General features: G+C 41.7%; 13 protein-coding genes. 5 read left to right on the plus strand and 8 right to left on the minus strand.

Going from position 1 to position 14,335, the window contains the following annotated elements; genetic code table 11:
- Nucleotides 1–79: 79 nt before the first annotated feature.
- Nucleotides 80–700 (minus strand): DUF3306 domain-containing protein, encoded by a 621-nt coding sequence (locus ACRWP9_RS01925; protein WP_434927623.1) that lies wholly within the window; start codon nt 698–700, stop codon nt 80–82.
- Entirely contained in the window at nt 697–1,164 is a 468-nt protein-coding gene (locus ACRWP9_RS01930; RefSeq protein WP_434927624.1) for a DUF3305 domain-containing protein, read from the minus strand. Before ACRWP9_RS01930 ends, ACRWP9_RS01925 begins: the two co-directional genes overlap by 4 nt.
- 380 nt (nt 1,165–1,544) lie before the next feature.
- Between ACRWP9_RS01930 and ACRWP9_RS01935 the strand changes: the two genes are divergently transcribed.
- Nucleotides 1,545–2,393: a formate dehydrogenase accessory sulfurtransferase FdhD gene (locus tag ACRWP9_RS01935; RefSeq protein WP_434927625.1), complete on the plus strand. Its 849-nt coding sequence runs from the start codon at nt 1,545–1,547 to the stop codon at nt 2,391–2,393.
- Nucleotides 2,394–2,491: 98 nt separating this feature from the next.
- Here the strand turns inward: ACRWP9_RS01935 and rlmF are convergent, their stop codons facing one another.
- Nucleotides 2,492–3,514, minus strand: coding sequence for a 23S rRNA (adenine(1618)-N(6))-methyltransferase RlmF (gene rlmF, locus ACRWP9_RS01940; RefSeq protein ID WP_434927626.1), 1,023 nt, complete (start codon nt 3,512–3,514; stop codon nt 2,492–2,494).
- Entirely contained in the window at nt 3,514–3,912 is a 399-nt protein-coding gene (locus ACRWP9_RS01945; RefSeq protein WP_434927627.1) for a flagellar basal body-associated protein FliL, read from the minus strand. The genes rlmF and ACRWP9_RS01945 overlap by 1 nt, the downstream gene beginning before the upstream one ends.
- A gap of 110 nt (nt 3,913–4,022) precedes the next feature.
- On the opposite strand from ACRWP9_RS01945, the gene ACRWP9_RS01950 reads away from it, so the two are divergent.
- A complete protein-coding gene (locus ACRWP9_RS01950; protein ID WP_434927628.1) occupies nt 4,023–4,598 on the plus strand; it encodes a chorismate--pyruvate lyase family protein in 576 nt (191 codons plus the stop codon).
- 39 nt (nt 4,599–4,637) lie between these two features.
- Here ACRWP9_RS01950 and ACRWP9_RS01955 read toward each other — a convergent pair whose 3' ends face one another.
- The 3 genes from ACRWP9_RS01955 to ACRWP9_RS01965 all read right to left on the minus strand — a co-directional run bounded on the left by ACRWP9_RS01955 (nt 4,638) and on the right by ACRWP9_RS01965 (nt 8,660).
- On the minus strand, nt 4,638–7,478 hold the full coding sequence (locus tag ACRWP9_RS01955; RefSeq protein ID WP_434927629.1) for an immune inhibitor A domain-containing protein: 2,841 nt from the start codon (nt 7,476–7,478) through the stop codon (nt 4,638–4,640).
- A 12-nt stretch (nt 7,479–7,490) separates the two neighbouring features.
- Nucleotides 7,491–7,802, minus strand: coding sequence for a hypothetical protein (locus ACRWP9_RS01960; RefSeq protein ID WP_434927630.1), 312 nt, complete (start codon nt 7,800–7,802; stop codon nt 7,491–7,493).
- 261 nt (nt 7,803–8,063) lie between these two features.
- Nucleotides 8,064–8,660: a YhgN family NAAT transporter gene (locus ACRWP9_RS01965; protein ID WP_226412348.1), complete on the minus strand. Its 597-nt coding sequence runs from the start codon at nt 8,658–8,660 to the stop codon at nt 8,064–8,066.
- Nucleotides 8,661–8,932: 272 nt separating this feature from the next.
- Between ACRWP9_RS01965 and ACRWP9_RS01970 the strand changes: the two genes are divergently transcribed.
- From ACRWP9_RS01970 to hemN, 3 genes are all read left to right on the plus strand, one after another.
- Nucleotides 8,933–10,489 (plus strand): metal transporter, encoded by a 1,557-nt coding sequence (locus ACRWP9_RS01970; RefSeq protein ID WP_434927631.1) that lies wholly within the window; start codon nt 8,933–8,935, stop codon nt 10,487–10,489.
- Between the two features lie 51 nt (nt 10,490–10,540).
- Entirely contained in the window at nt 10,541–11,326 is a 786-nt protein-coding gene (locus ACRWP9_RS01975; protein WP_434927632.1) for an NRDE family protein, read from the plus strand.
- Between the two features lie 189 nt (nt 11,327–11,515).
- Complete coding sequence (gene hemN / locus ACRWP9_RS01980) at nt 11,516–12,856, plus strand: oxygen-independent coproporphyrinogen III oxidase (RefSeq protein WP_434927633.1); 1,341 nt, start codon at nt 11,516–11,518, stop codon at nt 12,854–12,856.
- A 66-nt stretch (nt 12,857–12,922) separates the two neighbouring features.
- Here the strand turns inward: hemN and ACRWP9_RS01985 are convergent, their stop codons facing one another.
- Nucleotides 12,923–14,248, minus strand: a complete 1,326-nt coding sequence (locus ACRWP9_RS01985; protein ID WP_434927634.1) for an IS4 family transposase — start codon at nt 14,246–14,248, stop codon at nt 12,923–12,925.
- Nucleotides 14,249–14,335: the final 87 nt, after the last annotated feature.

The raw sequence follows: 14,335 nt of genomic DNA on the forward strand, positions 1-14,335 counted from the left end.
TATTATTAAGTGAGCTATTTTCTCACTAGCAATATCTGGCGATATTGATTGCTAATCGTTAATTATTAGCGACCCCCAATTAGCTAACTTTTACCGCATCACCAGTAAAAGAATGGAATTGCTGTTCATCAGACTGCACTTCCATTAAAACTAATGCTTGGTTAGCATCGACATTTTCCAAATCGGTACTGCTTGTATCTTGAGTTTCTGAACTAACCCTATCTGTTTTTTGGTCACTTGAATCATTCAGCTCATCAGACTGAGCTGTTTCAAGCAGTTCATCCTCGGGTGACTCTTCTTTTTCAATAACGTGTTTAAATATTTTCTTTGCAAGCTCTGCTGACACTTCAGCCGATAATTTGGGTTGATTGGTATAATCAAGTGCGTATTCCAGCAAACCGTCAATGTGACCATATTGTGGCTGCTTCCAAAGTGCTTTTAATGCGGCGGCTTTAGTTGCTGGATCAACATTTTTGGCCATAAAACTAGCAAAACTACCACCCACTTCAATCGAATCAGGATCGGGTAACTCTTGCACTGAAAGTGCATTAGCGTCTTCTACATTAAGATTTGAGTCTGCTTGATTTAAGTCTTCTTCTGCCTCCAACGTTGTTTCGACATTTTGAGCAATATCTGGCTGTTCAGCCTCTTTGGCAACTTGTTCGCGGCGCTGATTCCAACGGCTTAACAAATCACTCATTGCATTTTTCCTGGGCGATTTGCACTTGGGCCGTCGTTGTTGCGACGATTAACATGCTTGCGACGATGGGCACTAATTTCAACTTCACCATGGCGGGTAATAAAGGCTTCAATCCAACATGCGATGGCTTTAGGCATCAACACGTTAAATACTGGCGTATCGGACTCTAAACACGCTGCGCCGACATTTTGGTCAGCAGAAATCATTGCCGGTACCCAAGTTCCATCAGAAAGTTCATCACAAACGATGTAGATCATGGCATTGTCCATATCAAGATTTATTCGATAACTGCCACGCTGATCACGATGCAACTCAAGTAAGATTAATATCGCGCCTTTAGGGGCGGGCTGAGTAGCAGGCACCATTTGGTCCATTTGCCAGCATGTAGTTGTCCAGCGACCGACTTGCTTAGTCACTTTTTTTAACGAGACATACATTGGCCAAACGCTTTCGGTATGTTGCATACGGTGCTTCACCTTTGTGTTGCTTAACACTTAATTAATGCCAGTCGCGCGCGATAAATACCCTATAGTTACCCTGTATACAGCAATAACAATGCCAATATGTTTTATAGGGATAAATTTGAAGTGGGTCTCAAAAGTCCACTAACAGGTAGACAAATTGTCCTAGCTGCATTTAAAAAGTAGGACATAAGTACACGCTTTGATAGCTCGATTGAGCAAAACATGCGCTGGATCACGCAACGCTAAACATCTGCATGCCGAAATGAGAAAAATTGATATTCTTAAACAATAGATTTTTATTATTGCTGCTAACAATATATTTATGGTTGCGGTATTTGATAGATGATTTAAGCCAATAACCTATAAGGTAAACCTTGCTTATGACCCAATCGACTGAGCACTTATCTGCCCGTAAATCAGCTATCAAATTTATCAAAACCCAAACTGAAGTCCCCCTCACCTTGCCCGTTGTGGCATATAACGAACGGGGTGAAGCATTAGATAAATTTGTTGCTTGTGAGCGACCGCTTACGGTCTACTTGAATTGGCAACCCATAGTGACGCTAATGACGCTAGGCGCTAAGCCTGAATCATTAACCTTGGGCTATTTAAAAAACCAAGGTTTTATTAGCAATATCAGTTTATTAGAATCTGTTATTGTCGATTGGGACGTCAGTTCTGCTGCGGTGATCACTACGGAAAACATCGATGACTTAGCGGTTAAATTATCTGAAAAAACGGTGACATCGGGCTGCGGGCAAGGCACGGTTTATGGCAGTTTTTTACAAGGTTTAGATGAAATTCATTTATCTGCACCATTACTAAAGCAGTCGATCATTTACAGCTTATTGAACAACATCAACGCCTATAACGAAACTTACAAAAATGCTGGTGCGGTACATGGCTGCGGTATTTGCCAAGATGATAAAATTCTTGCGTTTGTAGAAGATGTTGGCCGCCATAATGCCGTTGATACATTGGCTGGGGACATGTGGATGGATCAGCAAAACGGTGATGATAAAATTTTCTACACCACAGGCAGGTTAACCTCAGAGATGATCATCAAAGTGGCCAAAATGGGCATTCCCATTTTGTTATCTCGTAGCGGTGTCACACAGATGGGATTAGAGCTGGCGCAGCAACTAGGAATAACCCTTATCGCCCGCGCCAAAGGCCGTCACTTTTTGGTTTACCATGGGGTAGAGAATATTGAGTTTGATATGAAGTAGCCATAGCAATCAACAGTAATAAATTAGCCCAACGTTGAACCTGCACAGGCGTTAGAACATATAAACTTGCTGATCAATTATGCTTTCGAATAGAACTATTATAAACGAAACTTAGCCCATTGCTCTCTTAATGATGGGCTTAAATAACTCCACACTAGAATACGGGTTTGTTTATTACCTTGACGCATATCAATGGTATTGATTGTCTCTGCGCCGCATTCTTCAAGCAGTTTATAACATGGTTTAAGGTTATCAGACTTAGACACGAGAGAACTGAACCATAACACTTGATGTTTAAACTGGCAGCTTTCGGTAATCATGTTGCGCAAAAACTGGATCTCGCCACCTTCACACCATAACTCGGCTTTTTGGCCACCAAAATTTAATGCTAACTTGTCCGCTTGAGCATTAACAACTGAATGCTTTTTAGCGCGATTTGCGGCTAAATTCGACAGCTTACGTTGGCTTCCCGCCATGGCATCATCTAAAGATTGATGGAATGGTGGATTACATAAAGTGATATCAATGCGATCACTTGCGTTAATCACCCCTTTAAATATCGCCTTAGCATCCGTTTGTTGTACCAATTTAAGCTTTGAGGTTAACGCAGGGTTATGGCTGCAAATTGCTGCGACATTACTTAATGATTTTGCATCGATATCTGATGCGGTAAATTGCCAGCCATAACATTGAATACCAAGCAAAGGATAAATGCCATTTGCTCCGGTACCAATATCAAGAGCGTGTATTTTTGCCCCTTTTGGCACTTTGCCCTTTAGCGCCAATAAATCAGCAATATAATGCAAATAATCTACCCGCCCAGGAATAGGGGGACACAGGAAACCAGCAGGAATATCCCATTTATCTATATGATAATGTAGCTTTAGCAGTGCGGTATTTAAGGTTTTTACTGCTTCGGGATTGGCAAAATCGATTGAGATATTACCATAGGGATTGGGGCGGACAAACTGGGACAATTTGGGTAATACAGCAACCAACGAGGTAAAGTCATAGCCCTGATTATGCAGATTACGGGGGTGAAGAGACTTACTATCACCGGATTTGCTAGTCGAAGATTTAGCAGGGCACGTTTTGCCCTGCATAGATGATTTTACTGCCATTAATCGTACAGATATTTCGTAAACAATAAGTTAACCACCAGCGAGCGGCCGGTTTCTTGCTCTAATAGACGATTGACCATCTCATAGCATTCTCGGCGAATTTCATCACGGCCTGATAATGATTTAACTTTATCTTCCGCCTGATTACCTAATATTTCTACAATGGCGGCACGCAATAATGGATCATGGCGCTCAATGCTTACCAGATCAGCCGGATTTTTCACCATTAGCTCAACATTAATACGAACAAAACCGAGTTTCTTACGGTTAGAAATATAATTGGTGACGATTTCAGGCTCAAAGCCATAGTAAGCATATTCTTCACTGATTTCATCAGCACTTTGGACGTTAAATGCAACTAACAGCAGTAGCATGCATGCTGAAACAAATTTTTGCATAGTGTGATGCTCTCCTTGAGTGATTAATAAGCAGATAGCCGCTTTTGTGTATTTCATCTTGTTGAGCATGGTAAACTGCTCGGGTCTAGGTATATTGTAACGAGTTTTTGATGAATGTGACCAGTAATAGCTTTCCTTATGGTGAATCAATTTTATGGTATTCACCTGAAAAAGTCGCCTCACTTCCCCACACACCGCTTAAAAACTGGTTATTAGCCACAGGCAGTTTAACCGAAAAATTAAAAAAACATTGTAACAACTTCTCCGTTACGGTTTTAGGTGAACACTTATTGTCTCCTTTGCCAAATGAGCTTCCAAGCCAGTCAGAACCCGTTTGGGTGCGTGAAGTATTACTCAGTCTAGACGATATTCCTTGGGTTTTCGCCCGCACCTTAATTCCACAAGCATTATTAGATAATACCTTGTACGACTTTATTCACCTGGGCAACAGACCATTAGGCGAACTGTTATTTACCCATAACGAGATCATACCGGGAAAAATTGAAGTTGCAGCGTTTGAAACCTGTGGCCGTTTAGCGCAACTTGCCACCAGCTTATCTCAACCTGTTGACGACACGCTTTGGGGCCGTCGTCGATACTTCCATATTGGCACATCTGAGCTTATTGTAAGTGAAATATTTTTACCTGCGGCAGCGGAAAATATAAAAAAATACCGCCTAGATTAGGCGGTATTTTTTGTCATGCGATTAGGGTTACGACTCAGATTAAATTCTGCGGCGCACTCCACAGAGAGCCAACGCAAATAAACTTAGCCATCCTAAGCTACCACCGCCACCAGAATCGGCCGGAGGAGTAACCACTGGTGGTGTGATCACCACTGGTGACGAGACTGTTATTGCCTTAGTCACCGTTTGAGTATTACCAAGTGTATCTGTCGCCACTAACGTAATCGTGTAGGTTCCTGCTTGAGCATAGGTATGGATTGGGCTAGTTGCAGTGCTGTTATTACCATCACCAAACTGCCACACATAAGTCAAACCACCAAAACCATTACTAGAATTATTGGTTATGCTAAGCACCAAGTTTGTCGCTGAAGCACTGAAAGCTGCGATAGGTAAAATCACGACTCTAACGGTTTTAGCAACCTCAAGCTTATTCCCTTCACCATCTGTAACCGTTAACTTCACAACATAATCACCCGATAAGGCATAAGTATAGCTAGGTGCAACGACACTGCTGGAACCAAGATTATCACCAAAAGTCCAAGTGTATTGGTAATTACCATCACCTCCATTTATGTCGGCATTAAAACTTACAGTAGCACCATTTAAGCTAGTAACAATATCACCGCTCAATGGGCTGGGAGGTAATACAATCGTGCTTGAACGCTTAAATTCTACCGTAGCTGAAGTGCTATTGGCTGATTGCGCCGTCACTTCCATTGTTAAGCCAAGTTCGGTTAACTGGATCCCCGCCTGAGGCTTAAGGGGGGCACTGTAATCGTTACTGTCATCAAACATGCTATTGGCAGATAAATGATTGTCACCTGGATAGCTTGACTGAACAAATTGGCTAAACGCGGCATCACGGATTTGTGTATCTGTCGCACTCTGCCCAATCAAGTTTTGATCGGCATCGATTACACCAATTAATCCTTCACCTGGATGATTTGAAACATTGTTATCAGCCTGATTAAAGTTTTCTAACCACACTAATACTCCCGGAATATAGCCATGGCTGACTAAACCTTTATCAATGCCTTGATGACTTCTTAGTTGAACGATGTAGCGGCTGGCCTTGCCTGGACGTGTATCATCTACTCGACTGAAGCCATTCAATATCATTTTAGAAGCTGTTTCAGCATCATCGTTATATATCACGCTGATATTGTTAGTAAGCTCTAGTTCATCAACAACAAAACCATAGTCACCTTCTGCGGTATCGGTTACATAATGCATCGAAATAGTCACATTTTTTCCGGCAAAATCTGCCAGATCATAGCTCAACTTTATCCATGAGTTTGCACCAGTAGCTGCGCCTATATCACTCGACTTACCACTAATATAATGCTTAACCGAGCCGTAAAGTGGGTTACTGGCTTTAGTGTAATTACCCGCAATAGCAACACCGTTCACTTTAAGCTGCATATAATCATAATCGTCTTCTATACTCCAATGCGCTTGGAAAGCTAACGATAAAGGTGTTGCACTAGGCAGGGTGAGATTAAACGACATTTGTTGATTAATATCATCACCTTGGCCAGAGTAATATTGGTACTCTCCCGCATAAGGCGCGGTAAACTCAACGGGGCTAATAGGTAAAGGTATTGAAATTTGGTTTACATTATTGGCATCTACCGCATGGGCTAAATTAACACTTAAGCCTGATTCATCGATACTTGATAAAGCCACTTCCTGCTCTTTAACCCATTTACCCTTATATTTTTGTTGTAAATATGAGCGAGCATAAGGGCTAAAACCTGTAGGTTCACTCCCTGCAATATTGCCGGTCCAGCTACCACCAGACATTAAAGACCAAGACCCCACAGGTGAACCATCGCCTATATTACTGGTATCATATTCATCTGGTAGCCCTAAATCATGGCCAAACTCGTGCGTACACACGCCGGCAGCGGCATCAATAGGTTGTACCGTATAACCGTAAATCTTCATGTTCCGGCCAGGGATTTTGTATCCCTCGGTATCGGTATTAACAAAGAAACGATGCGACCAAATAGCGTCGGTACCTAGCACACCACCACCCGCTTCCTCACCCACGCTAGAGTGAAATAGCATGATGTGATCGATTATTCCATCAGCTTCCTCGGTATTACCGTCACCGTCCAAATCATATGGGTCTTCAATATCATAAGTCGCTAACTCTGCATCCGACATACCGGTAATCGCTTTAACGACCGCTTCTTTTACCAGTTCAGGCACGGCGCTATCATTATCATCGTTATCAGCATCATTACCGCCATAGTATGCGGCATTGTTGTCTGCGGTAACCCAATTAATCACATTGCCACTGAAGGTAAATGACTGACCTGATGCCGCTTTAAAATATTGGTATGCTGATTGTAACGTTGCCGGATTAGCATCTGGGCCAGTAAAGCCTGAAGTTGAAAAAAGGAGGTTTTGATAATGTGATACTGGATAGCTGCTATAGAACATATCTGTATCAGCACTCGCTAGACGATTATCATTATGGCGAAGGTCTGGGAAGTCCACCAGCACGCCTAATACCTTAACGGTTTTAGTGATATCCTCATCCGCCAACATAACTGCTGACTGCATCTCCATTCTAGCTTGCTTAACTTTGCTTGCTTTTATTGAAGCTTCAGTCTTAAGCTCAAATTTAGACGGCGTAAATGAAGACTTTAATCCACGGGCAATAAATGCATCAACAGCTGAGTTTTTAGCTTCTTCAGTGGCATCTTCTGCTACTTCGCCGCGCTTGATTAACCAGTAAAGTACTTGTTCTTTATTAATCACGCCGCCATCTGCTGGAGAGCCTTTTATTGGCGCAGCAATAGAGCCTGAAGCACCTATCGTCAGCAATAAGCCTAACGCTGCGGCTAACGGTAATTTTGTAGTATTGTTCATCGATATCTTTCCTTAGTTATCGCTAGGCTTGTGTGTCAGCGGTTTGGGGCATTTAGCAAACGGCTTTTGGCGTTTGCTGATGTAATCTGCAACAACTTGGTCAATTTCTTGTTGGTTCATGGACGTGGTTATCAAACCTTGTTTACGTAAATTATCGGCAATTTTTGATTTATCTCGAATAGGTGGCATGGCACCACATCCCACAGTTGTTGGTTGGCTTACTTCTGCTGAGGTAATATTCTCTGCTTGTTGATTTGCTTCATTAGCTTGGCAACCAAACATCAATGCGATGCTTAGCAATAATGCAATTTTAGTGAATTCCATTCGGTTTACCCCTAGAGTATTCACGTAAGATTAACAGTTGTTACCGCTAGCGTACAAACAAAAAGCCCCTCATTTTTACGAATTAATGTTCAAATAAGTTTGAGCGTGTAAAACATCACCGATTTTGCTGTAACCTTTGGTATACCGCATTGTTAACGATTTAAATATTGGCAGAAAGAACAAAAACGGCAGCCAATTTCGGCTGCCGTAGAAAATCTAAAACGAAAAAGATTAAATAAGAAAGTGACTAAAAACGATAGGTTATTGCGCCAGTGTGTTCATGTAGCTTGAAATACCATCTAAGAACATTTGCACTGAAATCATCACCAGCACCATCCCCATTAAACGCTCTACAGCCGTTAAGCCTTTTTCGCCCAACACACGGGTGAACACTTTATAAAACATCAGAATAAATGCGCTTAATCCCCAAGCTGAAACAAGGGCGATAGTCCAATCAGTCATTCTACTACTATCTGTATGAGCCAATAATATCAATGCTGCCAAAATAGACGGTCCGGCCATAAGCGGAATAGCCATAGGCACAATAAAGGGCTCTTCCCCTGCAGCTAAGCCGACAACACCGCCAGGCTGAGGAAAAATCATTTTTATCGCAATCAGAAATAAAATTATCCCACCCGCAATGCTGACCGACTCTGAACGCAGATTTAAGAAGTTAAGAATGGCTTCACCGGCATACAAAAACAGCAACATGATCACTAACGCAATAAGCAATTCACGAATTAATACCCGGCGACGTTTCTTGGGATCAATATGGCGTAAAATCGATGCAAAAATAGGCAGATTACCTAAAGGATCCATAATTAAAAACAACATCACCGCAGCAGAAAAAATATCCATAAGTCACAATCTATTTAGTTAGCCAATACAATAGCTCATATTGTATACCTAATCCGTCACTTATGGATGCGAGAAAATGCGCTATTATTTTTTAGCCAATGAATTAGTTTTTCTCACCTGAAGTAGCACAAATTTATTGATTCACTAACCCTACAGCCTAACTCCTTTATCTCAGGCCATTGTAATTTACACATCTATGCCTGCACGCTAGCTACATAAGAGTACAAAAATGCTATACTGCTGCGTTTTTTGTCAATTTATGCTTGGAACCCATGCTCTATTTAGCCGCTAGTTGTATCGCTTTATTATTTGGCCCTTTATTTTACCGCTACTTTTCTTCTGGCAGCGGATTACAAAAAGGTCTAGATGGTTTTATATTCGTCTCTTTAGGCGGGCTGGTGCTCATCCATATTTTGCCAGAGCTGTTGGAGCACGGTGGATTTATTACCTTGCTTTTCGTGGTATTAGGCTTGTGGGGGCCCACCGCAAGTGAACGTATTTTCCATCGCTATTCAGAGATCACCCACAACATAACGCTAACTCTGGGTATTGCGGGTTTGCTGCTGCATACCATCACCGACGGTGGCGCTATGGTGTTGTCGCAACAGCAAGGTAATTCTCCGCTGCTTGCTTTAGGGGTGATATTACATCGACTACCGGTAGGATTAGCGATTTGGTGGTTACTCAAACCACAGGTTGGCACTCGCTGGGCAAGTGTCGTTTTGATTGCCATGATGGCATTAACCGCGGTAGGTTATTTTGCTGGCGAACAACTACTTCATCAACTAAGTATTGAAAATACCGTTTATTTACAAGCTTTTGTGACAGGTTCAATTTTGCATGTGGTGCTGCATCAGCCCCATGGTGAACACTCCACAGATAAACAAGGCAAATACCAATACCAGGCGGGCATCGGCAGTTTGCTTGGTTTAGGCTTATTAGCGCTTTTGCTGTTACTGGATACTGGCAGCCAGGCACATTCAGACCATAACCACGCTCACGGTGTAGAGCAGTTTGTTAGCTGGCTATTAACGATCTCACCTGTATTACTATTAAGTTATTTATTTGCAGCGCTAAGATTCAAATTAGGACTACAACCTCAACATAAAAATCTCGCGTTACGATGGTTACAACGACTAGCTGGTCCTGAGTCCTTAATTATTACTCTGGCGTTATTAGGCCCCTGGTTTGCGCTATATCAAATTATCGGTTTAGCCGTTATTGGTGGTTTACTGACGTTAAGTAAAATCCCATTAACCGATCCACATTTACAATTACCCAACTCTGCATTGCGATTTGGCTTCGCTCATTTAGTCGACCGCAGTGCACCCTGGATCATATTAAGCTTAATATTAGCCAATTTAATTGGTCACCCATCGGTCCCCCTAGAAAACCCTGCATTGCAGGTGTTTATTCTGCTACTCGTCTTTATTCCGATGCGTTTTTGTAATCTAGGAGCGGCTATTTTAGCATTAGCGTTATTTTATAGCGGATGGAATCAGGTCGCGGTAGCATTTAGCTTACTTGCGGCACCGGTTATCAATATCGCACAGCTGAAATTAATGACCTGGAAACAAGGGTTAATGCTGGGCGGAGTGTTACTGAGCGCCTTTATTGTCGCAGACCAAGTCGCGTTAACCTCTAGTTATGTGCTGCAACTGCCAGAATCAATTAATATATTAAGCTTAGTGGTAGTCAGTTTACTATTTGGCGCAAGCCTACTGCGTTTAGGTCCAAGAAAATTTTTAAGCCGCATGATCGCAAATCTTAAACCCGATCATCAGCATAGCCATAAACAACGCGGTGGACATTCTCATCACCATCACTAATGATTAGAGTCGGCTAACGGCTAGCAACAGCAAAAATGACAGGAGAAATTTATGTGTATTTTATTTTTCGCTATCGAAAGCCATCCTCAATATCCTTTAATCATTTGTGCTAATAGAGATGAGTTTCATCATCGCGCCACTCAACCTGCACAGTTTTGGCCTCCAGATCAAAACATACTGGCGGGTAAAGATTTACAAGCCGGTGGAACCTGGCTTGGTGTAAATCAAGCTGGCCAATTTGCTGGCCTGACGAATTTACGCACTCAAGACCTTCGGGATGGAGTGCGCTCAAGGGGTGAACTGGTTATCAACGCACTAACATCTCCTCACTCACAGTCTCCCCACTGGCCTATAACCTCACAATGGTTGCAAGCACATAGCCAAAATTACAATCCATTCAACCTAGTTTTTGAACATGAAAATACCCTTCATTGCTTCAATAGTCGTAGCGCTGCTACCACACAGTTAACTCAAGGCTTTCATGCTGTTTGTAATGGTGATATGGATGATGTGTGGCCCAAAATGGCGTTAGGTCAACAAGCTTTGCAGTCGTATATTGCGCAAGCCGATAACATTAGCATTAATGAATTACAGCGCTTTATGAAAGATACCACACAACCTGCTGACAACTTGCTGCCAAACACAGGCCTAGACTTAGAGTGGGAGCGCCATTTATCTTCTATCTTTATTCAACACCCACAATATGGTACCCGTTCAACCACTATTATCCTCAAAGATAAACACGGCCATATCGATTTTTATGAAACACGATTTGACGGCAAAGGGCGAAATTTAGGTCAACAACACTTTAAAATAGCATCAAGCAATACTCGTTAAATGAAATGAATTACCAGTATTTACCGCTGTAAAAAATACGTTATTGCAGCGCCTATCACACTCAAACATCAAATTTACAACCTAGATCAAAGTTATTGCCCGGGTAAACCTGCATAATTCGTCTATTGCTAATTTACTATCGGAGTACACGTCTTGGAGCAGCCCACACAAACTGGTTGGGATCAGTCAATGATCGAGAAATATAACTACAGCGGTCCACGTTATACGTCTTACCCGACAGCATTAGAATTTGATGACAGCTTTACTGAACAAAATTTACTGTCGGCGATTGAGGGCAGTAAAAGCGATAAGCTATCTTTATATGTTCATATTCCATTCTGTGCCAAGCTTTGTTATTACTGCGGTTGTAATAAAGTCATTACTCGTCATTCGCACAAAGCCGATCAATATATTGAATATTTAGCAGCTGAAATTATTAAACGCGCACCGTTATTTAAACATTACACTGTCACCCAAATGCATTGGGGCGGTGGTACACCAACCTTCTTAAAACCAGAACAAATATTGCATTTAACCGCATTAATTAAACAACACTTTACCTTTGCTGAGGTTGGTGAATATTCAATTGAAGTTGATCCGCGTGAAATTGAACTCAGCATGCTGGATACCTTAAAAGAAGCTGGTTTTAACCGGGTTTCAATTGGTGTACAGGATTTCAATAAAGACGTTCAAGTTGCGGTGAATCGTGAACAGGACGAGCAATTTATTTTCGACTTTATTGCCAGAGCAAAAGAGTTAGGTTTTGTTTCTACAAACGTGGATTTAATTTACGGTTTACCATTACAAACGCCTGAAACATTTGCACAAACCATTGCACGCATAATTGAGCTGTCACCAGACCGTTTATCGGTATTTAATTATGCGCATTTACCGTCGCGTTTTGCTGCGCAGCGCAAAATTAAAGATGTTGATATGCCGTCTCCACAGCAAAAATTGAACATGCTGCAACAAACTATTGAATCATTAACTGGCGCAGGTTATCAATTTATCGGAATGGATCATTTTGCAAAGCCAGATGATGAACTAGCTAAACTGCAAAATGCCGGTAAATTACACCGCAACTTCCAGGGTTATACCACCCAGGAAGAGTGTGACTTACTTGGTTTAGGTGTATCTTCAATCAGCCAAATTGGTGATTGTTATGCCCAAAACCAAAAAGATATCCGCCCTTACTACGAAGCGATTGATCAACAAGGTCATGCTTTATGGAAAGGCTGTAGCTTAAATCGTGATGATGAAATTCGTCGTGCGGTGATCAAGCAAATCATCTGTCACTTTGACCTAGATATGGCAAAAATTGAGCAAAAATTTGATATCGTGTTTGAAGATTATTTCGCTGAAGATTTAAAGTTGCTACAGACATTTTTAGACGACAAGCTAGTCGATATTACAGATCGCCGTTTAACCGTCAGCCCTACGGGTCATTTGTTAATCCGTAACATATGTATGTGCTTCGACGTTTATTATCGCCAAAAAGCACGTCAACAACAGTTCTCTCGGGTGATTTAATTCTTTACGCTTAAAAATGTGCAATAGTCACAACAAAAAAGCCAGCATATGCTTAACACCATTCAGTTAAGAGTTTCTTCTCTTAACTGGATAGCGGGTTTTGTTAATTCGAACGGTCCTACTTTTGGGCCGTTTTCGTTTTTTGGGCAAGATAAATTGCTTAACGTTTTCCCTCATTGCTTTGAGCTTTTTAGGGATTGTTCCTGGCGAAGCAATTGCACACCACATCAACTCATCCTGTATATAGCGCATCGCCATTACAAAGCTAATCCGTAATGGTGACACTTCTGCCTCTTTAGCGATTTGGCTTATTTCAACTCGGATCAAGTTGTACGCTATCAGTAATCCCCAAATCTCCTGATAAATGCCTTCAACTGTCTGACTTCTTAATAAAATACTCTCATCAAGTTGATATTGCTTGATTTCTCCATAGCCATTTTCTATCTCCCAGCGTTCGAAATAGACATCTAATATATCTTGAGAGGAGTATTTGCTTCTATTGGTTAATGAACTCAGCACACCTGTAATATGATTGCCTTGGGATTTTTCTTGATAGGTCACTAGTCTCGCATGCCACTTTTCAGGTAGCTCTGGGTTCTTTTTTCTCGCTTGTGGTGATACTGGCATCTCAACTAGATAATCGTTGTCAGCGTATTGCTCGATGACTTCAAAGCGTGTATTACTTTTGAGTGGTGTAAGCCAATGACTATTCTGGTTGGCTCCCCACCAACTTGTCATAAGATCTGCACTAAAGTAACAACTATCAAAAATAGTGAGAGAATTAGCTGGAACTGATCCAATTAGCTCTCGAGCATAACTAATTTCCCCTTTACTACACGGACCAAATTTTACATTTCTTATCATACGACTTCGTAATGACATGAGTGCGCATAAGCGGGCTACTGGGTATACGGACTGCTTCCTATGCTGATTACTGATATAGCCAAAATGCTCTGAATTCTCGGTATTTTCTGCACATCGAAATGTCGTTCCATCAACAGAAAATAACTGAAGACCATGCCATGTATCTTGGCTGTCTTCCCTATGACACCAGTGTTTAGAAGTGATATCAAAAAGGGCTTTAAGGGGAGCGGCTGTCAGTCGCTGTCTGGCTTGCGGGATAGCACTTGGTGCAACGGTTTCTCCCAACTTATCAACTAACGTTAAGTCGAGCTTGGAGACGACTTCAGCGATGGAACGATTTCGGTAGAGGCCAATTCCAACGATGAGCCAAACGACTAATTCTGCTGGAAGTTTTCTGCGCCTAATACTTGCTTTGTTGGTTAGCTCCAAAGCTTGTTCAATCCATTCCAACGGCAATTCTTTTTGAAAGATAGATAGTTCTTCGAGGGCGACAAGTAGTTCAGTATCAATAAGCCAGTTAGACAACATAAAAAATGACTCCGTTCAAAAGAAGGAGCCATTTTCGTAGGATCATTTTTGCTGTCAACCGATCAGTTTCTTAACTGATCGGTGTTA

Source organism: Shewanella sp. HL-SH2, from assembly GCF_051164935.1.
GTDB lineage: Bacteria > Pseudomonadota > Gammaproteobacteria > Enterobacterales > Shewanellaceae > Shewanella > Shewanella glacialimarina.

Bases quoted from the DNA above. Each gene is read 5' to 3' on its own strand.
- ACRWP9_RS01925 (WP_434927623.1), bottom strand. From the start codon at position 700: ATGAGTGATTTGTTAAGCCGTTGGAATCAGCGCCGCGAACAAGTTGCC.
- ACRWP9_RS01930 (WP_434927624.1), bottom strand. From the start codon at position 1,164: ATGCAACATACCGAAAGCGTTTGGCCAATGTATGTCTCGTTAAAAAAA.
- ACRWP9_RS01935 (WP_434927625.1), top strand. From the start codon at position 1,545: ATGACCCAATCGACTGAGCACTTATCTGCCCGTAAATCAGCTATCAAA.
- rlmF (WP_434927626.1), bottom strand. From the start codon at position 3,514: ATGGCAGTAAAATCATCTATGCAGGGCAAAACGTGCCCTGCTAAATCT.
- ACRWP9_RS01945 (WP_434927627.1), bottom strand. From the start codon at position 3,912: ATGCAAAAATTTGTTTCAGCATGCATGCTACTGCTGTTAGTTGCATTT.
- ACRWP9_RS01950 (WP_434927628.1), top strand. From the start codon at position 4,023: ATGAATGTGACCAGTAATAGCTTTCCTTATGGTGAATCAATTTTATGG.
- ACRWP9_RS01955 (WP_434927629.1), bottom strand. From the start codon at position 7,478: ATGAACAATACTACAAAATTACCGTTAGCCGCAGCGTTAGGCTTATTG.
- ACRWP9_RS01960 (WP_434927630.1), bottom strand. From the start codon at position 7,802: ATGGAATTCACTAAAATTGCATTATTGCTAAGCATCGCATTGATGTTT.
- ACRWP9_RS01965 (WP_226412348.1), bottom strand. From the start codon at position 8,660: ATGGATATTTTTTCTGCTGCGGTGATGTTGTTTTTAATTATGGATCCT.
- ACRWP9_RS01970 (WP_434927631.1), top strand. From the start codon at position 8,933: ATGCTCTATTTAGCCGCTAGTTGTATCGCTTTATTATTTGGCCCTTTA.
- ACRWP9_RS01975 (WP_434927632.1), top strand. From the start codon at position 10,541: ATGTGTATTTTATTTTTCGCTATCGAAAGCCATCCTCAATATCCTTTA.
- hemN (WP_434927633.1), top strand. From the start codon at position 11,516: ATGATCGAGAAATATAACTACAGCGGTCCACGTTATACGTCTTACCCG.
- ACRWP9_RS01985 (WP_434927634.1), bottom strand. From the start codon at position 14,248: ATGTTGTCTAACTGGCTTATTGATACTGAACTACTTGTCGCCCTCGAA.